The sequence below is a fragment of the Streptomyces malachitofuscus genome (genome assembly GCF_055571035.1).
Window position 1 is genome coordinate 63,469 of record NZ_JBVIGA010000008.1, and the last position, 26,201, is coordinate 89,669.

The window sequence follows — 26,201 nt, forward strand, 5'->3', positions numbered from 1 at the left end:
AAGGTGGGGGCAGCCGAGTTGTGGGGGTACCGCGCGCCCCCTTCTGCTGCAGCCGTACCGCGGGGCACCCCGCAACCCCTGCGGCTGTAACCGCGGACAGTCGTGCCACGGCACCTGCAAGCAACCTCACACCGACTGCGGGCAGTCGTGCCGCAGGGCGGCACGGGTACCTCCCAGGCCCTTGAGGCACTGGGGGAGGCACGACTGCCCGCAGCTACGGTGGTCAGGCCGTGAGGCGGGTGACGGCCTCGTCGATGGTGAGTTCCTCGCGTTCGCCGGTGCGGCGGTCCTTGAGCTCGACGATGCCCTCGCCGGCGCGGCGGCCCGCGACCAGGATCCGGGGGACGCCCATCAGCTCCGAGTCGGTGAACTTCACGCCCGGGGAGACACCCGCGCGGTCGTCGACCAGCACGCGGACGCCGGCGGCGGACAGCTTCTCGGAGACGTCGAGGGCGACCTCGGTCTGCAGGGCCTTGCCCGCGGCGACCACGTGGACGTCGGCCGGAGCGACCTCCGCGGGCCAGCACAGGCCCTTGTCGTCGGCGGTCTGCTCGGCGAGGGCGGCCACCGCGCGGGAGACGCCCACGCCGTAGGAGCCCATGGTCACGCGGACGGGCTTGCCGTTCTGGCCGAGGACGTCGAGCTTGAGGGCGTCGGCGTACTTGCGGCCCAGCTGGAAGATGTGGCCGATCTCGATGGCGCGGTCCAGGCGCAGGCCGGTGCCGCACTTGGGGCAGGGGTCGCCCTCCTGCACCACCACGACGTCCACGTACGCGTCGACCTCGAAGTCGCGGCCGGCGACCACGTTCTTCGCGTGCGTGTCGGCCTTGTTGGCGCCCGTGATCCAGGCGGTGCCGGGTGCCACGCGCGGGTCGGCGATGTACGTCACCTTGTCCAGGCCCTGCGGTCCGACGTAACCGCGCACCAGGTCGGGGCGGGTGATGAAGTCGGCCTCGGTGACCAGCTCCACCGCGGCCGGGGCGAAGTGCGCCTCCACCTTGCCCAGGTCGACCTCGCGGTCACCGGGCACGCCCACGGCGACGATCTCACCGTCGACCTTGACCAGCAGGTTCTTCAGCGTGGCCGAGGCGGGCACGCCGAGCGAGGCGGCGAGGGTCTCGATGGTCGGGGTGTCGGGGGTGGGGATGTCCTCCGCGGCCGGGACACCGGTGGCGTCGACCGGCTTCAGCTCGTACGCGATCGCCTCGGTGTTGGCGGCGAAGTCGCAGTTCGGGCAGTCCGCGAAGGTGTCCTCGCCGGCCTCGGCGGGGGCGAGGAACTCCTCGGACTTGGAGCCGCCCATGGCGCCCGCGGTGGCCGCGCAGATCCGGTAGTCGAGGCCGAGGCGCTCGAAGATCCTCTGGTAGGCCTGGCGGTGCAGGGCGTAGGACTTCGCCAGGCCCTCGTCCTCCAGGTCGAAGGAGTAGGAGTCCTTCATCAGGAACTCGCGGCCGCGCAGGATGCCGGCCCGCGGGCGGGCCTCGTCCCGGAACTTGGACTGGATCTGGTAGAGGATCACCGGCAGGTCCTTGTAGGAGGACGCCTGGTCCTTCACCATCAGGGTGAAGATCTCCTCGTGGGTGGGGCCGAGGAGGTAGTCGCCGCCCTTGCGGTCCTGGAGGCGGAACAGCTCGGCGCCGTACTCGTCCCAGCGGCCGGTGGCGTCGTAGGGCTCACGCGGCAGCAGCGCGGGAAGCAGCACCTCCTGGGCGCCGATGGCGTCCATCTCCTCGCGGACGATCCGCTCGACGTTGGCCAGGACCTTCTTGCCGAGGGGCAGCCACGTCCAGATGCCGGCGGCGGTACGGCGCACGTAGCCGGCGCGGACCAGCAGCTTGTGGCTGAGGACCTCGGCGTCCGCCGGGTCGTCGCGCAGCGTCTTCGCCATCAACTGGGACATGCGCTGGACCGGTGCGTTCGCCATGGTTCTCGTACTCCTGCTGCGTCTGGGTGATGACAGGAGGTTAGCCGGGCGGGAGGGGACGGCGGAAATCCATTGTCCTTATCGGCGGAGGAGGGGCAGCGGGGCGCCCATGACGGCGTACGGCTTGGGGGCGCTGGGGAAGTGGACCTGGCGGGCGAGGTCCTGGTAGCCGAGCGAGCGGTACAGACGGCGGGCGGGGCTCTCCGTGTCGATCGCGGAGAGGATCGAGCGGGGCTGTTCGGCGCCGTCGGTGATCGTGGTGATCAGGGCGCGGCCGATGCCGAGCTTCTGGTGCCGGGGGTGGACGTGCAGCTCGGTGATGACGAAGGAGTCGTCGAGCCAGTCGTCGTGGCCCCGGGCGCGCAGATAGGGCTCGACGACGGTGGACCACCAGTGGGCGCGGTCGTTGGGCATGCCGTAGACGAAGCCGACCAGGCGGCCCCGGGTGGTGGCCCCGAAGGCGCGGGCGCCGGGGAAGGTCATGTGGCGCAGCACGATCTGCCGGCGCACCGCCACCTCGTCGGGGCCGAGGCCGAACGCCACCGCCTGCACGGCCAGCGCCTCGTCGACGTGGCCGGGGAGGTCGAGGGGGCCGATCACGATGTCGTCGGGCTGGGAGCGGCCGTGACCGGGAAAGCGCAGCATGCCGGGGAGACTACAGGGCGGTGCCGGTCAGAACAGCACGCTCATGAACGCCCCGACCTCCTGGAAGCCGACCCTCTCGTACGTCCTGCGGGCGGGGAGGTTGAAGTCGTTGACGTAGAGGCTGACCACGGGGGCGACGTCCGCCAGGGCGTAGCGCAGGACCGCCGCCATGCCGGGGGCGGCGACACCCCTGCCCCGGTGTTCGGGGGCGACCCAGACGCCCTGGATCTGGCAGGCGCGGTCGGTCGCGGCGCCGATCTCGGCCTTGAAGACGACCCTGCCGTCGTCGTCGAAGCGGGCGAAGGAGCGGCCGGCGCCGACGAGCTCGGCGACCCGGGCCTGGTAGAGCAGTCCCCCGTCGCCGGCCAGCGGGGAGACGCCGACCTCCTCGGTGAACATCGCCACGCACGCCGGCATGATCGTCTCGAGTTCGTCCTTGCGGACGCGGCGCACGTACGGGTCCGGGGCGATGCTGTCGGGCATGCGGTCGGTGACCATCAGCGGCTGGTGGGCGCGGACCTCGCGGGCCGGGCCCCACTGGGGTTCGAGCAGCCGCCACAGCTCGGAGGTGGGACCGGCGGGGCCGACGATGGAGGAGCAGCGGCGGCCGGCCCGGCGGGCGCGGTCGGCGAAGGCGCGCACGGCCCGGGAGGTGGCGCAGATGGGCACCAGGTTGGCTCCGGCGTAGCACAGGGACGTCAGGACGCCGCCTTCGTACCAGCCCCACATCTCGCCGCCGAGCCGCCACGGATCGAGGCCGGCGATCCGGACCCGTGCCGCCACGAAGGCGTTCGCGACCGGCTCGCGGTCGAGTACGGCGAGCGCGGCGTCCAGGTCGCTCGGTTCGAGGACCCGGGAAGTGGTCTGCGTCAACAAATGCGGGGGCCTCACACAAAGGGGTTTGCCTGATTTCCGCACTGTACCTGCGGAGGCCCGGCGATGCCGCCCCGGTCCGGCCCCGGTCCGGCACCGGGCGGGCCGGGTCGTCCCGTCCGGTGCCCGGGGCGTTCCGTCAGCCGGCGACCGAGACCTCGGGCTCGCCCGACGTCACGCCGTCCTTCTCCATCTGCTCGGCGATCTTCATCGCCTCCTCGATCAGCGTCTCCACGATCTTCGACTCGGGGACGGTCTTGATGACCTCGCCCTTCACGAAGATCTGGCCCTTGCCGTTGCCGGAGGCGACGCCGAGGTCGGCCTCGCGGGCCTCGCCGGGGCCGTTGACCACGCAGCCCATGACGGCGACGCGCAGCGGGACGTCCATGCCGGTGAGGCCGGCGGTGACCTCCTCGGCGAGCTTGTACACGTCGACCTGGGCGCGGCCGCAGGAGGGGCAGGAGACGATCTCCAGGCCGCGCTGGCGCAGGTTCAGCGACTCCAGGATCTGGATGCCGACCTTGATCTCCTCGACCGGCGGGGCGGACAGGGAGACGCGGATGGTGTCGCCGATGCCCTGGGAGAGCAGCGCGCCGAAGGCGACGGCCGACTTGATGGTGCCCTGGAAGGCGGGGCCGGCCTCGGTGACGCCGAGGTGGAGCGGGTAGTCGCACTGGGCGGCGAGCTGGCGGTACGCCTCGACCATGACGACGGGGTCGTTGTGCTTGACGGAGATCTTGATGTCCCGGAAGTCGTGCTCCTCGAAGAGGGACGCCTCCCACAGCGCGGACTCCGCCAGTGCCTCGGGGGTCGCCTTGCCGTACTTCTGGAGCAGGCGCCGGTCCAGCGAGCCGGCGTTCACGCCGATGCGGATCGGGGTGCCGTGGTCCTTGGCCGCCTTGGCGATCTCCTTGACCTGGTCGTCGAACTTCTTGATGTTGCCCGGGTTCACGCGGACCGCCGCGCAGCCCGCCTCGATCGCGGCGAAGACGTACTTGGGCTGGAAGTGGATGTCGGCGATGACCGGGATCTGCGACTTCTTCGCGATCACGGGGAGGGCGTCGGCGTCGTCCTGGGTGGGGCAGGCCACGCGGACGATCTGGCAGCCGGACGCGGTGAGCTCGGCGATCTGCTGGAGGGTCGCACCGATGTCGGAGGTGCGCGTGGTCGTCATCGACTGCACGGAGACGGGGGCGTCGCCGCCGACGGCCACCGACCCGACCTGGATCTGCCGGCTCTTCCGGCGTTCGGCGAGCCTGGTCGGAACGGACGGCATGCCGAGAGAAATCGCAGTCATCTGCTGTGCAACCCCAAGTCGTGGATCAAGGTCCGGCTCCCCGTGAGCAGCGGGCTCCGGGCTCCGAGATTACGGCAATGGCCAAGGCCCGAGCACATCGCGTCGGTAAACCCACCCAAAGGACGACGGCCCGGAACGAAAGGGTTCCGGGCCGTCGTGTACGGCGGGTGTCGAGGCGGGAACCTCTAGGAGATCCGTACCGGGTTCACCACGTCCGCGATCAGGACGAGCAGGGTGAAGCAGACGAAGATCCCGGCCACCACGTAGGCCACCGGCATCAGTTTCGCCACGTCGAACGGGCCGGGGTCGGGCCTGCGCAGCACTCTGGCGAGGTTGCGGCGCAGCGACTCCCACAGCGCGCCCGCGATGTGTCCGCCGTCGAGCGGCAGCAGCGGCAGCATGTTGAACAGGAACAGGGAGAGGTTGAAGCCGGCGAGCAGCATCACGAACATGGCGAGCTGCTGCGAGGCCGGGATGTCGAGGGTGGCGATCTCACCACCGACCCGGGCCGCGCCGACGACGCCCATCGGGGAGTCGGGTTCTCGCGGGCCGTCGCCGAAGGCGGCGTCCCACAGGGCGGGGACCTTGGAGGGCAGGGCGGCGAGGGAGTCGACGGCGTCGCCGACCCGGTCGGTCATCCAGGTCACGGAGTCGCCGAAGTCCTGTTTGACGACGCCGGTGGCCGCGCTGAAGCCGAGGAAGCCGGCCTTGACGTACTCGCCCTCGACGTAGGCGCCGTTGCCGTCCTTCTTGGCGACCATGTTGGTGGCGATCTTCGCCTGGAGGGTGACCTCCTGGCCGTCGCGCTCGACGACGATCGGCACGCTCTTGCCCGCGCTGTCGCGGATGAGGTCGGAGAGGGTGCCCCAGTCGTCGGTGCGGACGCCGGCGAAGGCGACGATCCGGTCCTCGGCCTTCATTCCGGCGGCGGCGGCCGGGGACCGGGGGTCGGACGCCTTGCACTCGTCGCGGTTCTCGGTCTGGGAGATCACGCACTGCGAGACCGAGCCGACGGTGGTGGTCTGCTGCTGGATGCCGAAGCCCATCAGCACGATGAGGAACAGCACGACCGCGAGGATCAGGTTCATGAACGGGCCCGCGAACATCACGACGACCCGTTTCCACGGCTTGCGCGTGTAGAACAGCCGCTTCTCGTCGCCGGGCCTGAGCTCCTCGAAGGCGGCGGAGCGGGCGTCCTCGATCATGCCGCGCCAGGGCGAGGTGGAGCGGGCCTCGAGCCGGCCGTCGGGGCCGGGCGGGAACATGCCGATCATGCGGATGTAGCCGCCGAACGGGATCGCCTTGACGCCGTACTCGGTCTCGCCGCGGTTCCGCGACCAGAGGGTCGGGCCGAAGCCGACCATGTACTGCGGCACGCGGATGCCGAACATCTTGGCGGTGGACAGGTGTCCCAGCTCGTGCCAGGCGATCGAGAACAGCAGGCCGGCCGCGAAGACGACTATGCCGAGGATGAACATCAGGGTCGTCATGCACGCGCCTCCGCGCTCGCCGTCCGGACTGTCAGTTCCCGGGCTCTCCTGCGGGCCCAGGTCTCCGCTTCGAGGACGTCCGGCACGGTCAGTGAGGTTCCCGTCGCCGGGGTGCCGTGTTCCTCGACCACCCGGGTGACCGTCTCCATGATCCCGTTGAACGGCAGTGCGCCGGCGCGGAAGGCCTCGACGCACTCCTCGTTCGCGGCATTGAACACCGCCGGGGCGGTTCCCGCGAGCTCGCCGACGTGCCGGGCGAGGTTCACCGAGGGGAAGGCCTCGTTGTCGAGGGGGAAGAACTCCCAGGTGGACGCCTTGCTCCAGTCGAAGACCGGGGCGGCGTCGGGGACCCTTTCGGGCCAGCCGAGGCCGATGGCGATGGGGCCCCGCATGTCGGGGGGCGTCGCCTGGGCCAGTGTCGATCCGTCCGTGAACTCAACCATCGAGTGGACATACGACTGCGGGTGCACGACGACCTCAATGCGGTCGAAGGGAATGTCGTACAGCAGGTGTGCCTCGATGACCTCCAGGCCCTTGTTGACGAGGGTCGCGGAGTTGATCGTGATGACCGGGCCCATGGCCCAGGTGGGGTGGGCGAGGGCGTCCTCGACGGTGACGTCGGCCAGCTGCTCCTTGGTGCGGCCGCGGAAGGGGCCGCCGGAGGCGGTGACGACGAGCCTGAGCACATCGGCGCGGGTGCCGGCGGCCAGCGCCTGGAAGAGGGCGGCGTGCTCGGAGTCGACCGGGATGATCTGGCCGGGCTTGGCCAGGGCCTTGACCAGCGGGCCGCCGACGATGAGCGACTCCTTGTTGGCGAGTGCGAGGGTGCGGCCCGCCTCCAGGGCGGCGAGGGTCGGGGCGAGCCCGATGGAGCCGGTGATGCCGTTGAGGACGGTGTGGCAGTCGGAGGCGGCGGCCTGAGTGGCCGCGTCGGGCCCGGCCAGGATGTCGGGCAGCGGCTCCCCCGCGCCGTACTGTGCGGACAGCGCCTCGCGCAGCGCCGGTACGACGTCCTCCCGGGCGACGGCGACCGTGCGCACCCGCAGCCGGCGGGCCTGCTCGGCGAGGAGGGCGACCCGGCCGCCGTTGGCGGACAGGGCGGTGACCCGGAAGCGGTCGGGGTTGCGCAGTACGAGGTCGATGGCCTGGGTGCCGATCGACCCGGTGGAGCCGAGGATCACCACGTCCTTCGGGCCGTCTCCCACCAGGGGGTCGTACACCAGGTGCGGGTCGGCGAGCGGGGCTGGAGCGTCGGTCATGGACCCCATTGTGTCGGGTCGCGCCCGGCGCCGGGGCCCCACCCCGGCGGCCGGGACGCGTGTTCTTGTGTGCGCGGGGGCGTGACCGGGACCGGCCGCGCCCCCGCGTCCCGGCGGGTCAGCGGATCGGGCGGTGCACGTTCTCCCGCTGCGACGGTCCCGGGGTGGCGTCGGCGATCCACGGGCCGTCGTCCGAGGGGTCGATGACACCCTGCTCGAGCCATGCGTAGGTGCCGGAGAGCACGCCCTTGACGACCTTGCGGTCGAGGTCGTCGGTGTTGGTCCACAGCCGGCCGAAGAGCTCCTCGACGCGGATGCGGGCCTGGCGGCAGAAGGCGTCGGCGAGCTGGTAGGCCTCACGGCCGTGATCGCCGCGTCCGCGCAGCAGTTCGGCGCGGACGCAGGCGGCGCTCATCGCGAACAGTTCGGCGCCGATGTCGACGATCCGGCCGAGGAAGCCCTGCTTGGTCTCCATCTTCCCCTGCCAGCGGGACATGGCGTAGAAGGTGGAGCGGGCCAGCTTGCGCGAGGTGCGTTCGACGTAGCGCAGGTGCGGGGACAGGTCGACGCCGTGCTTGAACTCGTTGTAGGAGCCGGGAAGCTGTCCCGGTCCGGCGACGAGCTTCGGCAGCCACTTGGCGTAGAACACGCCCGCGCCGGCGCCCGCCCTCGCCTTGTCGCCGAGGGACTTCTCCGGGTCGATCAGGTCGCCCGCGACCGAGAGGTGGGCGTCGACGGCCTCGCGCGCGATCAGCAGGTGCATGATCTCGGTGGAGCCCTCGAAGATCCGGTTGATGCGCAGGTCGCGCAGGATCTGTTCGGCGGGGACCGCGCGTTCGCCGCGCGCGCGGAGCGAGTCGGCGGTCTCGAAGCCGCGTCCGCCGCGGATCTGCACCAGTTCGTCGGCCATCAGACAGGCCATCTCGGAGCCGTACAGCTTGGCGAGGGCGGCCTCGATGCGGATGTCGTTGCGGTCCTCGTCGGCCATCTGGGAGGACAGGTCGACCACGGCCTCCAGGGCGAAGGTGGTCGCCGCGATGAACGCGATCTTGGAGCCGACGGCCTCGTGCAGCGCCACCGGCCTGCCCCACTGCTCGCGGGCCGCCGACCACTCGCGCGCGATCTTCAGGCACCACTTGCCGGAGCCGACGCACATGGCGGGCAGCGACAGCCGTCCGGTGTTGAGCGTGGTGAGGGCGATCTTGAGTCCCTGGCCCTCCTCGCCGATGCGGTGGGCGGCCGGCACGCGGACCCGGTGGAAGCGGGTGACACCGTTCTCGAGGCCGCGCAGGCCCATGAAGGCGTTGCGGTTCTCGACGGTGACGCCCTCGGAGGAGGCCTCCACGACGAACGCGGTGATGCCGCCCCGGTGGCCCTCGGACTTCGGGACCCGGGCCATGACCACGAGCAGGTCGGCGACCACACCGTTGGTGGTCCACAGCTTCACGCCGTCGAGGATGTAGTCGTCGCCCTCGGGCACCGCGGTGGTGGCCAGCCGGGCGGGGTCGGAGCCCACGTCGGGCTCGGTGAGCAGGAAGGCGGAGATGTCGGTGCGGGCGCAGCGCGGGAGGAACGTCTCCTTCTGCTCCCGGGTGCCGAAGATCTTCAGCGGCTGCGGGACGCCGATGGACTGGTGGGCGGAGAGCAGCGCACCGATGGCGGGGTTGGCGGAGCCGACCAGGGCGAGGGCCTTGTTGTAGTAGACCTGGGTGAGGCCGAGGCCGCCGTACTTGGTGTCGATCTTCATGCCGAGGGCGCCGAGTTCCTTGAGCCCGGTGATCACCTCGTCGGGGATGCGCGCCTCGCGTTCGATCGTGGCTCCGTCGATCTTCGTCTCGCAGAAGTCGCGGAGCTTGGCGAGGAACTCCTCACCGCGCTGGACGTCCTCGTCCGCGGGGAGGGGATGGGGGTGGATCAGGTCGAGCCGGAAGCGGCCGAGGAACAGTTCCTTGGCGAAGCTGGGCTTGCGCCAGTCCTGCTCCCGGGCGGCCTCCGCGACCTGACGGGCCTCCCGTTCGGTGACCGTGGGCCGGGACGGAGACTCGGGTACTGCGGACATGAGGCTCACCTCGCCGCGAATAGGTGGGAGTCATTCGTTACTGACGGGTGCTACCCGTTCGTATCTACCCGATTCGTAGCGGCCCCACCACCCTTTGTGCGGCCGTTCGGACGATACGCCGGGCGCGGCGCCGGCTCGCGCGGCGCCGCGGCCCCGGGTTCGGCATCATCCGCCGTTGAGGGACAATTCCTGCGGCACGGGTCCTTCCCGCGCGCGCCGGAAGGAGGCTGTCGAAGCGCTTCGACAGCCTATGGACACCTTTCGTCTGTGGGGATACTGTCAAACCTCCCCCACTCGCTCACGTACGTTCGAGGCGCGTTGTCGAAGCGCTTCAAAAGGCTTGGAGAACGTGGATGGTCACCCTCGCCGAGGTCGCCCAGCACGCCGGAGTCTCGGCGAGCACGGTGAGTTATGTCCTCAGCGGCAAGCGGTCCATCTCCGCCGGCACCCGGCAGCGGGTGGAGCGGAGCATCCGCGAGCTCGGCTACCACCCCAACGCCGGGGCCCGCGCCCTGGCCAGCAGCAGGTCCAACATCATCGCGCTGATGATCCCGCTGCGTACGGACATGTATGTGCCGGTGATGATGGAGATCGCCATCGCGGTGGCCACCACGGCCCGGACCCACGGGTACGACGTGCTGCTGCTCACCGGCGAGGAGGGCCCGGACGCGGTGCGCCGTGTCGCGGGCAGCGGACTGGCCGACGGCATGATCCTCATGGACGTCGAACTCGACGACGAGCGGCTGCCGCTGCTGCGGCAGACCGACCAGCCGGCGGTGCTGATCGGTCTGCCCGCCGACACCACCGGCCTGACCTGCGTCGACCTCGACTTCAGGGCCACCGGTGCGCTGTGTGTGGAGCACCTGGCCGAGCGGGGGCACCGGGACGTCGCCGTGATCGGCGAGGCCCCGGCGGTCTACGAACGGCACACCGGCTTCGCCGAGCGCACCCTGGACGGACTGCGTACCCGCGCACGGGAGCTGGGACTCCGCCTGCTGCACCGTCCGTGCGAGGGCGGGTACGACGCGATGGCCGTGACGCTCGCCCGGATCCTCGACGAGCGGCCCGGGACCACGGGCTTCGTCGTGCAGAACGAGTCGGCGGTCGAACCGCTGCTCGCCCTGCTGCGGCAGCAGGGCCGGGCCGTGCCCGAGGACGTCTCGGTGGTCGCCGTCTGCCCGGAACAGGTCGCCGTGCAGGCCTCGGTGCGGCTGACGTCCGTCGCCGTCCCCGCGCAGGAGATGGGCCGGCGCGCCGTGGAGCAGCTCGTCGACAAGTTCGACGGGCGGGGCGGCGACGAGGTCGTCCTGCTCGCGCCCGAACTGACCGTCCGGGCGAGCTCGGGCCCGGCACCGGTCCGGGAACCTTAGGCCTCGTCCCGGCCGGGCCGGCGGATTCCTACGCGCGGCGCCAGAGCGCGGGAACGTCCGGGGGCTCCCAGCCCGCCATCGAGGTGTGGGACTGCAGACAGCGGTAGCCGGCGCCGATGTGGGTCACCCGGTCGCCCGTCGCGTACGGCCGGCCGGGTGCCCAGGTGCCGCCCGGCGGGTCGGTGGGCGGGTCGGTCGGCGGATCGGTGGGGTCGCCGTCGACGTCGAGGACGAAGTCGAAGGTGCCCTGTCTGCCGCCGCCCGCCGCGCGGACGTTCATCAGCAGGGCCGGGTCGAAGAGGGCGTCCGTGCCGTTGCGCGGCTCGCCGGGGAAGTACAGCTGGGTGGTGAGCACGGGCTCGCCGGGTGCCTGTGCCTTGACGTGGAGGTGCCGGGTGCGGCCCGGATAGAGGCCGGGCACGATCGTGCGCAGGGTGAAGGCGCCGGAGGCGTCGGTGAACTGGTGGCCCCGCACGGTGTATCCGGCCATGTCGTAGGCGCCGGCGGCGTCGGCCTGCCAGAAGTCCAGCAGGACTCCGGAGAGCGGCACGCAGTTCCGGCCGAAGACGTAGCCGCCGACGGTGAGCGGGGTGCCGGGGGTGCCGGGTGTCACGAGGTCGGTGCGCAGGGGGGAGTTCGGCTTGAAGTAGGGGCCCTCCATCTGGTCGGGCGTGGGGTCGTCGCCGTCGTCGCAGAACGGTGTCGGCGTGAGGTCCCGGCCCTGGGTGTCGGCGTCCCTGGCCAGTGCCACGGTGCCCGTGGCGAGCAGCGGGACGGCGGCGCCGGCGGCGACCGCCGCCCTGAGCAGGCTCTTGCGGCTGATCCGGCGGTCGGCGCCGGTACCGGTTTCGTCGGGAGCGGATGGCGTCATGGCGGTTCCTCGGTCTCCTCGGTGGGGGCGGAAGGACGGGACGTGCCTGACCCGGAGCGCGCCCGCGGAGGCGGGGCGGACGAACGGTGTCCCGCGGACGCGCTCCCCTGTGATCGCCGACAACGTAATCGCGCCGGTCACCGCGCCGGAACTCCCGCCCCGGCCCCTGTACCGCGTTATGGAACCGGGGGCGGGAGGGCCGGGCCGGGGTCAGCCGCCCGACACCGTCAGGTTGTCGGTGCGGAAGTCCAGTCCGCCGGACGACGAGGTGATCTCGAAGCCGAACTGCACGTCGCCGATGGTCTCGTCGCCCATCCAGCCCTTGGTGTCCTTGATCCACCTGAGGATCGGGAGGATGTTCACGGTGCCGGAGTAGGAGTCCGAGGTGCGCAGGAACGAGAAGACCTCGTTGTGTCCGTTGCTGCCCTTGAAGACGTTCCAGGTGTGACCGCCGAGACCGACCGTGCCCTGGGGGGAACCGAGCGGGCCCACCGCGCCGTGGTGGTTGACCCAGAGCATGATCTCGTAGTCGTAGTCCGTGTCCCAGATGTCGTACGAGGTGTTGTACGCGCCGGAGGACGGGACGGTGACGTCGTAGCTGCTGGAGAGCGAACGGAGGCCGGTGATCGGCTTGTTGATCACCTTCTTGGCGTTCGGGTAGGACTTGATGCCGCCGGTGTCGGGGTGGTCGGCCCACACGCCCCAGTTGGTGCCGGAGTTGGCCCAGACGCACTGCGCGCCGGCGCCGGAGCCCCAGATGTTGTTGTAGAGGGTGTAGCCGTTCAGGGTGGTGTTGCCCCACTGGTCGCAGGAGTTCCACACGGCGGCGTGCGCGGGCGCGGAGGCCGGGCCGGCCGTCACGCCGAGCGCGAGGGCGGGGGCGAGCAGGACCTTGAGTGTCCTGCGCAGGGTGCGGGTTGCCATGGTGTTCCTTCCATGGGTGGGGGGAGGTGCGGGGTCACCGCGTCTTCGACGTGAGGACGCGGTCTTCTCCGGCGACCAGGTCGAGCGGCTCGGCGCCGGCGGAAGTCCACAGGGTGATGGTGTGGGTGCGGGCCGGCCGCAGGACTGCGGTGGCGCCGTCCGGGGTCCAGGTGAGATCGAGCGAGGCACCGAACCGGGTGCGGATCCCGCGCAGTTCGCCGCTCGGGTACGCCGGGAGCGGGGCGGGCAGCAGCACCAGCCGGTCGGGGGTGGACTGCACGAGCGCCTCGATCAGTACGGCGGGCAGGGTGTGGGCGGCGTCGGCGTTGTAGACGTCGCGGCGCGGGTAGTGCGCGCTCATCAGCGAGGCGTGGAAGAAGTCGCCGTCGAGGACCCGCGCGAGCGCGTGCGCGACCCGCTCGCCGTCCCGGAGGCGGGCCGCGACGAGCGCGTGGTGCAGGTGGCCGTGGGCGGAGTCGTTCTCGGAGCCGCGCAGTTCGAGTGCGCGGTGGGCGGCAGCCGCCAGCTCCGGGGTGTCGTAGGGGGTGATCTCGTCCAGCGGCCAGACGCCGTAGAGGTGGCTGAGGTGGCGGTGGTCGTAGGTGTCGTCCAGGCCGGGCCAGGCCCATTCGGCGAGCGCTCCGTCGGCGTTGATCCGGTGGGGCGGGAGCCGGTGGGCGAGGTCGCGCCAGCGGTCGGCGTGCTCGGGGTGGTATGCGGCCGCGGTGAGCAGGGCGTGGCGGGCCGCGGAGAGGTCCATGGCCGCGTTGACGGCCCCCCAGCTCGCGTTGGCCGGCCGGTTCTCGGGCGAGTAGGAGGGAACGACGACAAGCGGACCGCCGGGGTCGCTCCAGGTGAGGAAGTCCTCGTAGAAGAGGGCGACTTCGGCGAGCGCGGCGGCGGTGCGAGGGTCGTGTGCGCCCCGTGTCTCGTCGTGGTCGACGAGCGGCTTGAGCAGCCAGTCCGCGCCCGCCGTCCACAGGTGGAGGGGGTACTCGCGGCTGAAGTGGTACGCGTGCCCCGACTCGCCGTCGCTGTGGGCCGGCGCGACGACGCCCCGGGCGCCGAAGACCGCTCGGGCGTTGTCCCGCCAGTCGGGCAACTGACGCTGGACCAGGGAGGCCAGCGCCTCGGTCACCTCCGGGAGGGCCGCGCAGGCCGCGGAGGCGGTCTGGAGGTTGAGGTTGGCGTCGTGGGTGAAGGCGCCGGACCAGGCGGTGTCCCAGTCACCGGTCCACAGTCCGGTGAGCCGGGGCGGGAACAGGCCGCTGGACGACAGCAGGTGGTAGCGGCCGGCGGCGAAGAGCCGTTCGAGGAGCGCGGCGGCGCGCGGACGGCGGAGCAGCTCGGAGCCGGGCAGGGCACGTTCGCCGGGGTCGCCCGAGAGATCGAGGGTGACGCGTTCGTAGGCCGTGCGGTGGAGGGGAAGGTGACGGGCGAGCAGGTCGTCGTACCCGGACCGGCCCTCGTCGAGCAGACCGCGCAGGGCGCGGCCCTCGGCGGCCACGTCCGTTTCCCCTTCCCCGGCGTGTCGCCGCACCCGGGTGAGCAGCAGCACCGACCGCGCACCCTCGATGTGCACGCCCGGCGGCGCGAGGGCGGTCGTGCCGCCGGTTACGGCGACCAGGGTGACGCCGGTGCAGGCGTGGTCGGTGCCCGGGTAGCGGGCACGCAGGCTGAGCAGCGCGCCCTCGGGGGTGAGGACGGCCCCGTGACCGACGCCGAGGCGGGCGGGGGCGCCGGGCAGCCGGTGGTCGAGGACGACGTCCAGGGTGAGCCGCGGGCCGGTGACACACTGGACGATCACGTCGTCGGCGCGGGAGACGAAGACACGGCTGGTCCAGCCGGCGCGGGTCGCCCGGGCGACGCCGGTGGCGAAGTCGACGGTACGGCGGTATCCCCGCTCCTCCCCCGTGCCGCCGGGGCGGCGCAGGCGGACCTGGAAGGCCGGGTGGAAGGGCCGCACCCACTGGAGCGGGCGGCCGTCGGTGAAGTCCTCGGCGGCGGTGAGGTCGCCCGTGAGCATACGGACGCGCAGCGAGGGGAGCCGGTCGGCCAGCGCGGGAGGCAGGCGGTTCTCCTCGCCCTCCGCCGGACGGACCAGGGTGTGATGCGTGACGACGGTCCGGTCGTCGTCCGGGTCGCCGAACACGAGGGCGCCGTGGTGGCCGTTGCCGCTGAGGAAGGCGTCCTCCCAGCGGGCGGCCGGCCGCGGCTCCCAGGTCCCGTGGACGGGGGTGGCGCTCATGGTTTCAGCACCGCCACGCCGTAGCGGCCGAGGGTGACCCGGCCGGTCACGGTCGTCTCCGTCAGCAGGTCGTGGCGGATGCCCGGGACCTCGACGGTGACCGGCTCCCGGCCGTGGTTGAGCAGGAAGAGCAGCTCTCCGCGCCGGACCGCCTCGACGCCGTCCGGAAGTCCGTCGAGGACTGGCCGGGCCCCCGCCCCCGCGGCGACGCGGGCCAGCAGCGCACGCAGCGCCTCCGGCTCGGGGAGCGTGGAGACGTACCAGGCGCGGTCCTTGCGCAGCACGGCGGGCAGTCCGTCGAGTTCCCCGCCCTGGTACGGGACGGTCTCGTCGGCGGTGCCGTCGGGCTCCAGCTCCTCGGACCACAGGGTGCCGCGCAGGCCGCCCTCGCAGTCGGCGGTCTCCCCCGGTTCCAGCGGCCACCACTCGTGCAGGGTGCGGATGCCGAAGAGCTCCCGCAGCCGGGCGTCCATGCCACCGGGCCGCACCCGGTCGTCCTCGTCGGCGACACCGGTCAGGAAGCCGCAGACGAGGGTGCCGCCGCCGCGCACATACGCCAGGAGGTTGTCGACGGCCGTGTCCGTGAGGAGGTAGAGCTGCGGGACGACGACCAGCCGGTAGCCGGACAGGTCGTGTTCGGGGTGGGCGAAGTCGGTGGTCAGGCGGGACTGCCACAGGGCCCGGTGCCAGGCGCCCAGGACCTGCGGGTAGTCGACCGCGCGGGACGGCCGGCCCTCCTGGTCGCCCGCCCACCAGGAGTGCCAGTCGTGCAGCACGGCGACGTCCGCGCGCAGCGGGGCACCCGCGGCGTGCGGGGCGATACGGGCCAGGTCCGCGCCGAGCTGCTTGACCTCCTGGTACGTGCGGCCCTGCGCGCCCGCGTGGCCGACCATCCCGGAGTGGAACTTCTCGGCGCCCTGCCGGGACTGGCGCCACTGGAAGTAGCAGACGGCGTCCGCGCCGCGCGCGACGGCCTGGAGGGACCACAGACGGTTGAGTCCGCGCGGCTTGGGGTGGTTCACGCCGCGCCAGTTGACCGGTCCGGCCGCCTGTTCCATGAGCATCCAGGGGCCGCGGGCCTGGGAGCGGGTCATGTCCTGGACCAGGGCGCCGCTCTGGGCGCCGAACGGGTCGCGCGGGTCGGGGTAGAGGTCGACGGAGACGACGTCCTCCTCCTCGGCCCAGCGCCAGGCGTCCTGGCCGGCCCACAGCGGCATGAAATTGGTGGTGACCGGGAGGTGGGGGGTGTGCCGGCGGACGATGTCGCGTTCGGCGGTGTAGCACTCCAGGAGCATGTCGGACGTGAAGCGTTTGAAGTCCAGCACCTGCGTGGGGTTCTTCAGGTAGTGCGCGTGCCGGGGCGGCAGCACCTCGGCCCAGTCGCCGTAGCCCTGGCTCCAGAAGGCGGTGCCCCAGGCGGTGTTGAGGGCGTCGAGAGTGCCGTAGCGGTGGCGCAGCCAGCCGCGGAAGCGGGCGGCTGCCTCGTCGCCGAAGTCGTAGGTGCAGTACTCGTTGTTGATGTGCCACAGGGTGAGGGCCGGGTGGGCGCCGTAGCGGGCGGCCAGGTCCTCGGTGATGGCGGCGGCGCGGCGGCGGTAGGTGGCGCTGGAGTGCGAGAAGTGCTGGCGTCCGCCCCACCACTCGGTCCGGCCGTCCTCGTCGCGGGGCAGGGTGTCCGGGTACAGATGGCCCATCCAGGGCGGCGGGGAGGCGGTGGGGGTGGCGAGGACGACTCCGATGCCGTGGTCGTGCATCAGGTCCATCAGCCGGTCCAGCCAGCCGAAGTCGCGCTCGTCCGGGCGGGGTTCGAGTCTGGACCAGGAGAAGACGCCGAGGGTGACGGAGTTGACGCCGGCTTCCTTCATCAGACGGACGTCCTCGTGCCACGTCTCCTCGGGCCATTGCTCCGGGTTGTAGTCGCCGCCGTAGAGGATGCGGCCGCGGGTGGCGTCGCTCAGGCTCGTCATCGGACGGGCTCCCCGTACTGGATGCCGCGTCCGTTGGTGGCGAGGTAGACCCGGCCGTACACACGCGGGTCGCCGGTGATGGTCTCTCCGGTCCAGCCCCACTGATGGTCGTCGTCGTTGATGCGCACCCAGGTCCTGGCCTCGTCGTCGGAGCGGTAAACGGCGGTGATCGCCTCGGTCGAGCCGACCTGGTAGAGCGCCGGGTAGCCGGCGCCGTCGGCGGCCTTGCCGAAGCCGAGGGTGTAGGAGGCCCAGCAGCTGCCCACCTTGGTGAACACCGCACCGCCGTCGGTGGAGCGGTACAGCCCGTTCCACTTGGTGCTCAGCCACAGGTCGCCGGTGCGGTCCGGCGCCGCGACCAGCTTGAACTGGCTGTCGCCGGCGGGCAGCCCGGTCGCCCGTGCGGTGAAGGAGCGGCCGCCGTCGGTGCTGGCGAGCAGCGTGCCCGTGTCGGTGTCGTACGCGTAGAACAGCGCCGGGTCGGCCGGGTCGGCGACCGGTGTGGCGCCCTTGGGGAAGGACGGGATCTCGGACCAGGTGACGCCGCCGTCCGCCGAGCGGTGGGCCGGGTACCGGGTGCCGTCCCAGTGCACGAAGGACCACAGCAGCACGGTGCCGTCGGCGTTGGCGGCGATCGGCCCGGGTGCGTCCTTCGCGAGGGAGGGCTGGGCAGCGAAGGGCGCCCAGGTCCGCCCGCCGTCGTGGGAGTAGGCACCGTTGCCGTTCTCACCCCAGCCCGCCCGGACGACGTACGCCGGTCTGCGGGCGGCCTGCGCCAGTCCCGTCGCCGATCCGAGGACGGGGTTCGTCGCCATGCCCTGCGCCGGGGACGAGGTGAGCCGCTCGTGGTACATCACGCCGATGTCCCGCGACCCGCTGATCAGGTGCGCCCGCCCGGCCGGGGGCGAGACCAGCTGGGTGACGGACGCCTCCTCCAGGCCGCGGATCCGCGGGGCCCAGTGACGCAGGTCCCGGGTGCCGTAGAGGGTGGCACCCGTGCCGTACACGACGTACCGCGCGTCGTACGGGTCGACGGCGAGGGCCTGGATCCACCAGCCGAACTTGGGTTGCCGCTCGCCCCAGTTCAGGTACGGCGTCTCGGAGACGTCGAGCACGGCGGTGTCCTTCAGCGAGCGCCAGTTGCGTCCGCCGTCGGTGGAGCGGTACAGCGTGTCGACCGCGGCCCAGCGGTTGTTGGTGGAGACGACGACGGTGCCGGGACGGCGGGCGTCGACGGCGACCCCGCCGTAACCGAAGGTGTCGGCGGCACCCTCACCGGTGGTCCCGCCCGGCTTCACGGGCGTGACCTCGGTCCAGCCGCCGCCGGCGGTGCGCAGCTTGTGCACGCTGCCGTCGGACTGGCCGTTGGGGCCGGGCGCGTCGGCGTACGTCACGTACAGCTCGCGGCTGTGCCGGTCGTACGCGGCCCGGACCGGCACGCGCGCGGCGGTACCGGACGGCTGCCCGGGGACCGCCTCCCAGGTGGTGCCGTCGGACGTGCGGAACAGGTTCGCCCCACCCCCGTCGCCCCAGCCGGCGTAGACGGCGCGTCCGGCGGCCACGAGGAGGGTGACGCCCTGGCCGGTGGCGGACGGGACGGCCGGGAAGCCGCTCACGGGGGCCCAGGTCGCGCCCCGGTCGGTCGACCTGAGCAGCCCGTCGTGCCGGGTGCCCAGCCACAGGGTGTCGCTGTCCCGCGGGTCGACGAGCAGCCGCTCGCCGGTGCCGCGGCCGTCCTCGTTGGCGCCGAGCTTCACGGTGAGGTCGGTGCGCCGCCAGGTGGCGCCGCGGTCGTCCGAGCGCAGGACCGCGCCGTTGCCGGCCCACTCCTGGGCGTAGGTGCCGCAGGCCAGGTAGAGCCGGTCCGGATGGGCGGGGTCGACGGCCATCGCCTCGACGCCGAGCAGGTTCCAGTCGTCCCACCCGATGTGGTCGAGGAGCGGGATCCAGCGGTCCCGCCGGTCGTCCCAGCGGTAGGCACCGCCGATGTCGGTCCGGACATAGGCGAGCCCCCGCACCCGCGGGTGGAACAGCACACCGGTGATGAACCCGGTCCCGCCGATGACGACGTTGCGCCAGCGGTAGGCGGAGGATCCGGCGGCCATCGCCCGGCCGGTGACGAGGGGAAGAGCGGCCACCGCGGCTGTCCCGGCAAGAACGGCGCGCCGGCTGAAGGAGGACGCGTACATGAAGTACCTCGTTCGCAAGGGAGGACGGAGAAACCTTCAGGGGCGCGGGGCCGTCTCGATGTGCGGCTCCGCCGCGCAGGCGCGACCGGCAACGACGGACCGTCGGCAGAAGGACCACGCGAGTTCCCCCACAACTCAGGGCGTCAGCCCTTGACCGCGCCCGTCAGCATGCCCTTCTTGAAGTGCTTCTGGACGAAGGGCGACAGCACGGCCACCGGCAGCAGCGCCAGCACCATCACGGCCATCTGGATGGCCAGCGGCGACAGTTGCCCCGTATTGATCTGCGCGGACAGCCCCACCGGCCGTTCCTGCTTCTGCACCAGCTGGATCATGACGTTCTGCAGCGGCATCATGTCCTGGTCCGTCAGGTAGATCGACGCGTTGAACCAGGCGCTCCAGTACCCGACGGCGTAGAACAGCGCGATCACCGCGATGACCGCCCGGGACAGCGGCATCACGATCCGGAACAGGATCCGCCAGTCGCCGGCCCCGTCGATCCGGGCACTGTCGATGAGCTCCTGGGAGATGTTCATGAAGAACGCGCGCAGCACCAGGATGTTGAAGACGCTCACCGCGCTGGGCAGGATCAGCGCGAGGTAGGTGTCGGTCAGCCCGAGCGCCTGCACCAGGAGGTACGTCGGGATCAGCCCCGCGCCGAAGAACATCGTGGCGAGGAGCGTCATCAGGATCCAGCGGTGTCCCAGCGAACCGCTCCGCGAGAGGCCGTAGGCGCTCAGCACCGACACGGCCATGCTGAACAGCGTGCCGACGACGGTGACGCCGATGCTGACCAGGGTGGCGCGCTGCACCTGGCCGCCGGTGAGGAGTTCCTGGTAGGCGACGAAGGTGATGCTCTTCGGGATCACCACCAGACCGCCGGCCTCGTCGATGGTCTGCTTGGTCTGGAGACTGGTGACGACGACGATCCACAGCGGGAAGAGGATGCCCAGGCAGGCCAGGCCCAGGGCGAGGCCCTTGCCCGCCTGTCCGGCCCTGGAGGGCTCCTCCTCCCAGACGGGGCGGGGCGGCGCGGCCCAGGGGCCGGGCTTCCTCGTCGCCCTGTCCGGCGGCCGCTGCGGACCCGCCGGTGTGCCGAGGACGGTGGTCACTTCCTGTACACCCCCTGCTCGCCCATGAGGTGGGCCACCTTGTTGGCGGTCAGGACCAGCCCGAGACCCACCACGCCCTTGATCAGGCCGGCGGCGGCCGCGTAGCTGAAGTCCTGGTTGCGGATGCCGTTCCACCACACGTAGGTGTCGAGGACCTCGGAGGCGTCGACACCCACCGCTTGCCGTTGCAGCAGCAGTTGTTCGAAGCCGACGGTGAGGGCGTCGCCGACGCGCAGCACCAGCAGCAGGGCGATCACCGGGCGCAGGGCGGGCAGCGTGATGTGCCACATGCGCCGCCAGCGCCCGGCGCCGTCCATGGCGGCGGCCTCGTACAGGTCGTTGGAGACCGCCGACAGCGCGGCGAGGAAGACGATGATGCCCCAGCCGGCGTCCTTCCAGACGGTCTCGGCCGTCACCAGGTACTTGAAGATCTCCGGGTCGGTCATCAGGTCGAAGCCCTCGTAGCCGTGCCGGCGGAGGGTCTGCGCGATGATGCCCGCGCCCCCGAAGATCTGCATGAAGACGGTGACGACGAGGACCCAGGAGAAGAAGTGCGGGAGGTACATGATCGCCTGGGCGACCGCCCGCACCCGGGGCCTGACCACGCTGTTGATGAGCAGCGCGAGCAGGATCGGCACGGGGAAGTAGAGCACCAGCTGGAGGAAGAACAGCACGAAGGTGTTCTGCACCGCGTGCCAGAAGGCCGAGTCGGCGAAGATCCGCTCGAACTGCTCGAAGCCGATCCAGGGGCTTTCGAGGATGGCGACGAAGCCGTTCTCGCTGAGATAGGGGTCGTAGTCCTGGAAGGCGACCACGTTGCCGAGGATCGGTATGTAGTTGAACACCAGGACCAGCAGCAGGGCCGGCACCGTCATCAGGATCAGCGTGCGGTCACGCCGGAACCTGAGCCGGAGACCCGGCTTTCGCGGAGTCGTCCCTGGTGTGCCGGAGCCCTCGCCCTTGCCGGGCCCGGCGGTGTCACCGCTGCCCGTCGCCTGCTCCTCGGGTGTGCGTGTCCCGGTCGTGTCCCGGGGCACCGTGCTGTGCGACACGGCCTTCTCCTCGCGTCAGCCCCGGGTCACTTCGCCGAACCGTTGTCGTCGAGCAGCTTCCTGTACCAGTCGCGCAGTGCGTCGCCGCCCTTGCTCTTCCAGTCGGACACGGCCTGCTGCACATCGCTGATCTTCTTGCGGCCGCGCACCACGTCGTCCTCCAGCTGCTCGAAGTCGTCGGCGAGGTTCGACCAGCGGTTGGGTTCGGTGACGGTGAGCCCGAAGAAGGAGGACTTCCTCGTGAAGGCGCCCATGCGCTGCTGCCACTCGACCATCGCCTTCGTGACCTCGGGGAGGTCGGGGTAGGCGATGTACGGGGCCGGGTTGCCGGTGTAGTCGTAGGCGCCGTTGACCTCGTTCACACCCTGCTGCGTCTTCACCGGCAGGCCGTCCTCGAACGCGTAGTCGGTGCCCTCGACGCCGTAGGCGGTGAGCATGAACTCCTTGGTGCCGTAGGGCGCGGCGCAGAAGTTGCACAGGGCGAGGAAGTCCTTGATCTGCTGCTCGGTCGCCTTCCTGGAGACGAAGGTGAAGATGTTGGCCGGCTGGACGGCCCACAGCGTGGGGTCGCCGCCGTCGGGGCCGAAGATGTCGAACGCCGCCATCTCGAAGTCCGGGTTCTGGGTGCGCTGTTCGGCGGTCTTGCCCCACCAGTCGGAGATGTTCTGGTTGTAGACCAGCACCTCACCGGCGGTGAAGCGGTTGCCCGCGTCGCCTCCCGCCTTGCCCTGGACCGCGTCGGGGTGGACCACCTCGGCGGCGTAGAGCTTGCGGGTCCACTCCAGGGCCTCGAGGTACTGCTCGGTCTCGACGCGGTTGACCAGCTTGTCGCCCTCGAGGTTCCACCAGAGCGCCTTGTCGCTGCCGGAGAGGACGCCGAAGATGTTGAACGCCGTCCACTTCATGTCGTCGCAGGCCCAGAGCTTGGACTTGGCGTCGGTGGCCTCCTTGGCCCAGGACAGGAACGCGTCGGGGTTCTTCGGGACGTCGTAGCCCTTCTTCGCGAAGAGGTCCTTGCGGTACAGGGGCGCGATGTCGGTGACGTACGGGGCGGGCATCGGGACACCGCGGAGCTGCCCGCCGAAGATGCCGCGCTGCCACGCCTCGGTGGGAACGGCCGCCAGGTTGGGGTACTCCTTGACCTTGTCACCGGCGAGGTAGGGGCCGAGATCGGCGAACTTGGCGTTGATCGCGCTGGGAATACGGCCCATCAGGTTCCAGCCGGGGACGACCACGGCGTCCGGGATGTCGCTGGAGGCGAGGACCGCGCCGAGCTTCTGGTCGTAGGTGACGCCGTCCTGGTTCTGCCAGGTGACCTCGACGCCGACGGCCTTGTTCATCGCCGTGTAGTACGGGTTGTCGCCCTTGGGCGGGGTACCCCAGAACGGGGACATGATCTTCAGCTTGCCGCCGCTGCCCTGCGTCTTCGGCACCGAGGTCTTCAGCTCGGCCGTCGGTATCGCCTTCGTGAAGCCGGCCGCCGAGCCGTTCCTGGCCGGGATGTCGGGGGTGACGACGCCCGACGCGACGAACGCCGGAAGGAGCTTCGCGGCCTCCTTGCCGGAGGTGGTGCCCTCCTTGCGGCCCTCCCGCTCGCCCCCGCAGGCGGTGAGCAGCGGGATCCCTCCGGCCACCGCCGCGGTCGCGACCGCCGTGGAGGCGAGGAAGCTTCTCCGGCTGGGCCCGGAGGAGTTGGAGGCGTTCGGCGTCATTGCGTCAACCCTTCATGGCGCACCACGACACCCGGCAGGGGCCGTCGGCTGCGGTGTCTTCGGTGGAACTCGCTGAGCCGAAGCGGTCGTTCGGCGTCGGCTGTGCCGCCTGAGGGCGGGCCTCGCTGTCGAAGCGCTTCGATGTTGGTGCGAGGTTAGGTGAACACCCAGAGGCACACAAGAGTCACATCCAAGATTCCCAGGATCCCCCCGCGCGTCCGCCACAGGCGCGACTTCCATGAGTTGCAGGCAGGCACCCCATCCAGCGCGACGGACCCCTTGACACCTACCTCGCTCCGAAAGAGCATCGAAGCGCTTCGAAAGCGCCTCGTCGCTCCATTCCGAGGGGAACCCCACGTGACCGCACCATCGCCGCCTACGCCGCCCTTCCGCGATACGGACCTGCCGTTCGCGAAGCGCATCGACGACCTTCTGTCGCGGCTCACCCTCGACGAGAAGATCGGCTTCCTGCACCAGTTCGGACCGGCCGTCGAGCGCCTGGGCGTCGCCGCCTTCCGCACCGGCCAGGAGGCCCTGCACGGCGTCGCCTGGATGGGCCCGGCGACGGTGTTCCCGCAGGCCGTCGGTCTGGGCGCGACCTGGAACGAGGAGCTGCTGCGCCGGGTGGGCGAGGCGGTGTCCCGGGAGGCACGTGCGATGCGTGCACGGGACGAGCGCGTCGGCCTCAACGTCTGGTCCCCGACCGTCAATCTGCTGCGCCACCCGCTGTGGGGCCGCAACGAGGAGGGCTACTCGGAGGACCCGAGGCTCACCTCGGCCATCGCCACCGCCTACACCCACGGCCTGCGCGGCGACCATCCCCAGTACTGGCGCACCGCTCCCGTGCTCAAGCACTGGCTGGCGCACAACAACGAGACGGACCGCGACACCTCCTCCGCCTCCGTGCGCCCGCGCGTGCTGCACGAGTACGACCTGCGTGCCTTCCGGGAGACGGTCGAGGCGGGCACGGTGGCCGGGGTGATGCCGGCGTACAACCTGGTCAACGGCCGCCCCAACCACGTGTCGCCGTATCTGCGCGAGCAGTTGCGCACCTGGACGGACCAGGACCTGCTGGTCTGCTCGGACGCCGGCGCGCCGTCCAACCTGGTCGACTCCGAGCACTACTTCGACACCCACGAGGAGGCCGTCGCCGCGGCACTGCGGGCCGGTGTCGACAGCTTCACCGACCACGGCACGGACAGCTCGAAGATCACCGGACGGGTCCGGGGCGCCCTGGAGCAGGGCCTGCTGACGGAGGCCGACATCGACACGGCCGTCCGCCGGCAGCTGTCGGTGCGGTTCCGGCTCGGCGAGTTCGACCCGGGCGCCGACCCCTACGCCGGGGAGCAGGCGTTCGACACCCCGGAGCACCGGGCGCTGGCGCGGGAGGCCGCCGAGCAGGCGATCGTCCTCCTCAGGAACGACGGTCTGCTGCCGCTCGCCCCCCACGCCCGGGTCGCGGTCGTCGGGCTGCTCGCCGACGAATGCAAGCTCGACTGGTACAGCGGCAGCCTCATCCACCGCTCCACCCCGCTGGAGGGGCTGTACGAGCGGTTCGGCGCCGACCGCGTGGAGTTCGCCGAGGGGGTGGACCGCGTACTGCTCAGGACCTCCGCCGGTACGTTCCTGCGCGTGCCGCCCGCGCCCGACGCGCCCGAAACGGCGCGCGGGAGCGAGGGCGCCCTCGACCCGGCGCTGCTCGCCGGCCGTACCGATCTGCCCCCGCTCACCGCCGGGCCGTCCGGCACCGAACTGGCCCTGGCCGACTGGGGCGACGGCGTGCTCACCCTGCGGGCACCCGACGGCCGCTACCTGTCGGTGGCCGAGGACGGGTACGTCCGCGCCTCCGCCGACCAGCCGGGCGGCTGGATCGTGCAGGAGACGTTCCGGCTGGAACCGCACGGGGACGGTCACCTCCTGAGGCACATGGGAACGGGACGCCCTGTGCAGGTCGCCGCCGACGGCGTGAAGGTCGCCGAGGAGAACCCCGAGGTCTTCGAGCTGGTCGTCACCGAACGCGGGGAGGACGCGGTGACGCGCGCCGCGGCCCGGGCCGACGTGGTCGTGGTGGTCGCGGGCAACGATCCGCACATCAACGGGCGCGAGACCGAGGACCGTACGACGCTGCGGCTGCCCGCCCAGCAGGAGCTGCTGCTGCGCGCCGCCCGCGCCGCCAACCCGGCCACGGTGCTGGCGCTGGTCTCCGCCTACCCGTACGCGGTGGACCCCGCGGAGCTTCCGGCGATGCTGTGGACCGCGCACGGCGGACAGGCCGCGGGCACCGCCCTGGCCCGGGTGCTCGCCGGTGACGTCTCCCCCGCCGGCCGGCTGCCGCAGACCTGGTACGCCGACGACGCCGACCTGCCGGACCTGCTCGACTACGACGTGATCGGCTCCCGGCAGACCTATCTGTACTTCGAGGGCACACCGCTGTTCCCGTTCGGACACGGCGAGTCGTACGCGTCCTTCTCCTACGGGGAGCTCACGGCCCGGGTGGTCGGCCCGGTGGTGCGTGCCGGGTTCGCCGTGACCAACACCGGTGACGTCACCGCCGACGAGGTGGCCCAGCTCTACGGGCGGGCCGTGGCGCCGTCGGTGCCGCGTCCGCGCCGCGAGCTGCTCGCCCACCGGCGGGTGACCCTGGCGCCCGGGGAGACGGTGGAGCTGTCCTTCGTCCTGCCGCTGTCCGCCTTCGCGTTCTGGGACGTGGCGTCTAACCGCCGGCGGGTGGATCCGGGGGCGTACGAGCTGCTGGCCGGGGCCTCCAGCGAGGACGTGCGGGTCCGCACCACCCTCACACTGGAGGGCGAGCCGGCCGTCCCGCGGCCCGTCGTCGAACGCGGCCTGGACGCGGCCGACTTCGACGAGCAGAGCGGCACCCAGATCGTCGACCGCACGAAGGTGGGGGGCGACGCCGTGACCCCGGTGGCCGGTCAGGACGGTGAACTCCTCTTCCGCGGCTGCGACTTCGGCGGCGGAGTGCGTGAGGTGACGGTGGAGGTGTCCGGCCGGGGCACGGCCGAGCTGCTCCTCGACTGCGGCCCGCCGCTCGCCGCGCTGTCACCGACAGCGCCCACAGCCGGCCCCTACGACTACACCACGCTCCGTGCGTCCTTCGCGGCCGTCGACGGCGTGCGCGACGTGCGCCTGCGGCTGCGCGGCCCGCTGCGGCTCGCGCGGGCCGGCTTCTCCGGCTGAGGGTCCGGACGCGG

At 71.5% G+C, this 26,201-nt stretch carries 17 protein-coding genes; 2 read left to right on the forward strand and 15 right to left on the reverse strand.

What is annotated here, in order from left to right; all coding sequences use genetic code 11:
* Nucleotides 1–223: 223 nt before the first annotated feature.
* From ACZ44S_RS13820 to ACZ44S_RS13850, 7 genes are all read right to left on the reverse strand, one after another.
* Nucleotides 224–1,924, reverse strand: a complete 1,701-nt coding sequence (locus ACZ44S_RS13820) for a proline--tRNA ligase (protein ID WP_466928207.1) — start codon at nucleotides 1,922–1,924, stop codon at nucleotides 224–226.
* Between the two features lie 78 nt (nucleotides 1,925–2,002).
* Nucleotides 2,003–2,569 (reverse strand): GNAT family N-acetyltransferase, encoded by a 567-nt coding sequence (locus ACZ44S_RS13825; RefSeq protein WP_466928210.1) that lies wholly within the window; start codon nucleotides 2,567–2,569, stop codon nucleotides 2,003–2,005.
* Nucleotides 2,570–2,596: 27 nt separating this feature from the next.
* The gene (locus ACZ44S_RS13830; protein WP_466928213.1) at nucleotides 2,597–3,445 is read right to left on the reverse strand and encodes a GNAT family N-acetyltransferase; all 849 of its coding nucleotides are present in this window, start codon (nucleotides 3,443–3,445) and stop codon (nucleotides 2,597–2,599) included.
* A gap of 136 nt (nucleotides 3,446–3,581) precedes the next feature.
* Nucleotides 3,582–4,739, reverse strand: a complete 1,158-nt coding sequence (gene ispG, locus ACZ44S_RS13835; RefSeq protein WP_190165482.1) for a flavodoxin-dependent (E)-4-hydroxy-3-methylbut-2-enyl-diphosphate synthase — start codon at nucleotides 4,737–4,739, stop codon at nucleotides 3,582–3,584.
* Nucleotides 4,740–4,924: 185 nt separating this feature from the next.
* Entirely contained in the window at nucleotides 4,925–6,217 is a 1,293-nt protein-coding gene (locus ACZ44S_RS13840) for a M50 family metallopeptidase (RefSeq protein ID WP_466928533.1), read from the reverse strand.
* An 8-nt stretch (nucleotides 6,218–6,225) separates the two neighbouring features.
* On the reverse strand, nucleotides 6,226–7,488 hold the full coding sequence (gene dxr / locus ACZ44S_RS13845) for a 1-deoxy-D-xylulose-5-phosphate reductoisomerase (RefSeq protein WP_466928216.1): 1,263 nt from the start codon (nucleotides 7,486–7,488) through the stop codon (nucleotides 6,226–6,228).
* 118 nt (nucleotides 7,489–7,606) lie between these two features.
* Entirely contained in the window at nucleotides 7,607–9,547 is a 1,941-nt protein-coding gene (locus ACZ44S_RS13850; protein WP_466928218.1) for an acyl-CoA dehydrogenase family protein, read from the reverse strand.
* 353 nt (nucleotides 9,548–9,900) lie between these two features.
* On the opposite strand from ACZ44S_RS13850, the gene ACZ44S_RS13855 reads away from it, so the two are divergent.
* The gene (locus tag ACZ44S_RS13855) at nucleotides 9,901–10,917 is read left to right on the forward strand and encodes a LacI family DNA-binding transcriptional regulator (RefSeq protein ID WP_466928221.1); all 1,017 of its coding nucleotides are present in this window, start codon (nucleotides 9,901–9,903) and stop codon (nucleotides 10,915–10,917) included.
* 28 nt (nucleotides 10,918–10,945) lie between these two features.
* Here ACZ44S_RS13855 and ACZ44S_RS13860 read toward each other — a convergent pair whose 3' ends face one another.
* The 8 genes from ACZ44S_RS13860 to ACZ44S_RS13895 all read right to left on the reverse strand — a co-directional run bounded on the left by ACZ44S_RS13860 (nucleotide 10,946) and on the right by ACZ44S_RS13895 (nucleotide 22,989).
* Nucleotides 10,946–11,788, reverse strand: coding sequence for a dioxygenase family protein (locus ACZ44S_RS13860; RefSeq protein ID WP_466928224.1), 843 nt, complete (start codon nucleotides 11,786–11,788; stop codon nucleotides 10,946–10,948).
* A 210-nt stretch (nucleotides 11,789–11,998) separates the two neighbouring features.
* Nucleotides 11,999–12,712, reverse strand: a complete 714-nt coding sequence (locus ACZ44S_RS13865) for a glycoside hydrolase family 12 protein (protein WP_466928227.1) — start codon at nucleotides 12,710–12,712, stop codon at nucleotides 11,999–12,001.
* Between the two features lie 34 nt (nucleotides 12,713–12,746).
* Nucleotides 12,747–14,960 (reverse strand): glycosyl hydrolase family 95 catalytic domain-containing protein, encoded by a 2,214-nt coding sequence (locus tag ACZ44S_RS13870; RefSeq protein ID WP_466928230.1) that lies wholly within the window; start codon nucleotides 14,958–14,960, stop codon nucleotides 12,747–12,749.
* A complete protein-coding gene (locus ACZ44S_RS13875; RefSeq protein WP_466928234.1) occupies nucleotides 14,957–16,927 on the reverse strand; it encodes a beta-galactosidase in 1,971 nt (656 codons plus the stop codon). Before ACZ44S_RS13875 ends, ACZ44S_RS13870 begins: the two co-directional genes overlap by 4 nt.
* A complete protein-coding gene (locus ACZ44S_RS13880; RefSeq protein ID WP_466928237.1) occupies nucleotides 16,924–19,116 on the reverse strand; it encodes a 1,4-beta-glucanase in 2,193 nt (730 codons plus the stop codon). Before ACZ44S_RS13880 ends, ACZ44S_RS13875 begins: the two co-directional genes overlap by 4 nt.
* Before the next feature lie 143 nt (nucleotides 19,117–19,259).
* Complete coding sequence (locus ACZ44S_RS13885) at nucleotides 19,260–20,225, reverse strand: carbohydrate ABC transporter permease (RefSeq protein ID WP_466928239.1); 966 nt, start codon at nucleotides 20,223–20,225, stop codon at nucleotides 19,260–19,262.
* Nucleotides 20,222–21,277, reverse strand: coding sequence for an ABC transporter permease (locus tag ACZ44S_RS13890; RefSeq protein ID WP_466928241.1), 1,056 nt, complete (start codon nucleotides 21,275–21,277; stop codon nucleotides 20,222–20,224). The genes ACZ44S_RS13885 and ACZ44S_RS13890 overlap by 4 nt, the downstream gene beginning before the upstream one ends.
* Before the next feature lie 26 nt (nucleotides 21,278–21,303).
* Complete coding sequence (locus tag ACZ44S_RS13895) at nucleotides 21,304–22,989, reverse strand: extracellular solute-binding protein (RefSeq protein ID WP_466928243.1); 1,686 nt, start codon at nucleotides 22,987–22,989, stop codon at nucleotides 21,304–21,306.
* Nucleotides 22,990–23,346: 357 nt separating this feature from the next.
* On the opposite strand from ACZ44S_RS13895, the gene ACZ44S_RS13900 reads away from it, so the two are divergent.
* Nucleotides 23,347–26,187 (forward strand): glycoside hydrolase family 3 C-terminal domain-containing protein, encoded by a 2,841-nt coding sequence (locus tag ACZ44S_RS13900; RefSeq protein WP_466928246.1) that lies wholly within the window; start codon nucleotides 23,347–23,349, stop codon nucleotides 26,185–26,187.
* Nucleotides 26,188–26,201 lie beyond the last annotated feature (14 nt).

What these genes read in the sequence shown, in the direction of transcription:
- ACZ44S_RS13865 (WP_466928227.1), bottom strand. Translation starts at nt 12,712, where the DNA reads ATGGCAACCCGCACCCTGCGCAGGACACTCAAGGTCCTGCTCGCCCCC.
- ACZ44S_RS13850 (WP_466928218.1), bottom strand. Translation starts at nt 9,547, where the DNA reads ATGTCCGCAGTACCCGAGTCTCCGTCCCGGCCCACGGTCACCGAACGG.
- dxr (WP_466928216.1), bottom strand. Translation starts at nt 7,488, where the DNA reads ATGACCGACGCTCCAGCCCCGCTCGCCGACCCGCACCTGGTGTACGAC.
- ACZ44S_RS13875 (WP_466928234.1), bottom strand. Translation starts at nt 16,927, where the DNA reads ATGACGAGCCTGAGCGACGCCACCCGCGGCCGCATCCTCTACGGCGGC.
- ACZ44S_RS13870 (WP_466928230.1), bottom strand. Translation starts at nt 14,960, where the DNA reads ATGAGCGCCACCCCCGTCCACGGGACCTGGGAGCCGCGGCCGGCCGCC.
- ACZ44S_RS13880 (WP_466928237.1), bottom strand. Translation starts at nt 19,116, where the DNA reads ATGTACGCGTCCTCCTTCAGCCGGCGCGCCGTTCTTGCCGGGACAGCC.
- ACZ44S_RS13860 (WP_466928224.1), bottom strand. Translation starts at nt 11,788, where the DNA reads ATGACGCCATCCGCTCCCGACGAAACCGGTACCGGCGCCGACCGCCGG.
- ACZ44S_RS13840 (WP_466928533.1), bottom strand. Translation starts at nt 6,217, where the DNA reads ATGTTCATCCTCGGCATAGTCGTCTTCGCGGCCGGCCTGCTGTTCTCG.
- ACZ44S_RS13825 (WP_466928210.1), bottom strand. Translation starts at nt 2,569, where the DNA reads ATGCTGCGCTTTCCCGGTCACGGCCGCTCCCAGCCCGACGACATCGTG.
- ACZ44S_RS13855 (WP_466928221.1), top strand. Translation starts at nt 9,901, where the DNA reads ATGGTCACCCTCGCCGAGGTCGCCCAGCACGCCGGAGTCTCGGCGAGC.
- ispG (WP_190165482.1), bottom strand. Translation starts at nt 4,739, where the DNA reads ATGACTGCGATTTCTCTCGGCATGCCGTCCGTTCCGACCAGGCTCGCC.
- ACZ44S_RS13820 (WP_466928207.1), bottom strand. Translation starts at nt 1,924, where the DNA reads ATGGCGAACGCACCGGTCCAGCGCATGTCCCAGTTGATGGCGAAGACG.
- ACZ44S_RS13895 (WP_466928243.1), bottom strand. Translation starts at nt 22,989, where the DNA reads ATGACGCCGAACGCCTCCAACTCCTCCGGGCCCAGCCGGAGAAGCTTC.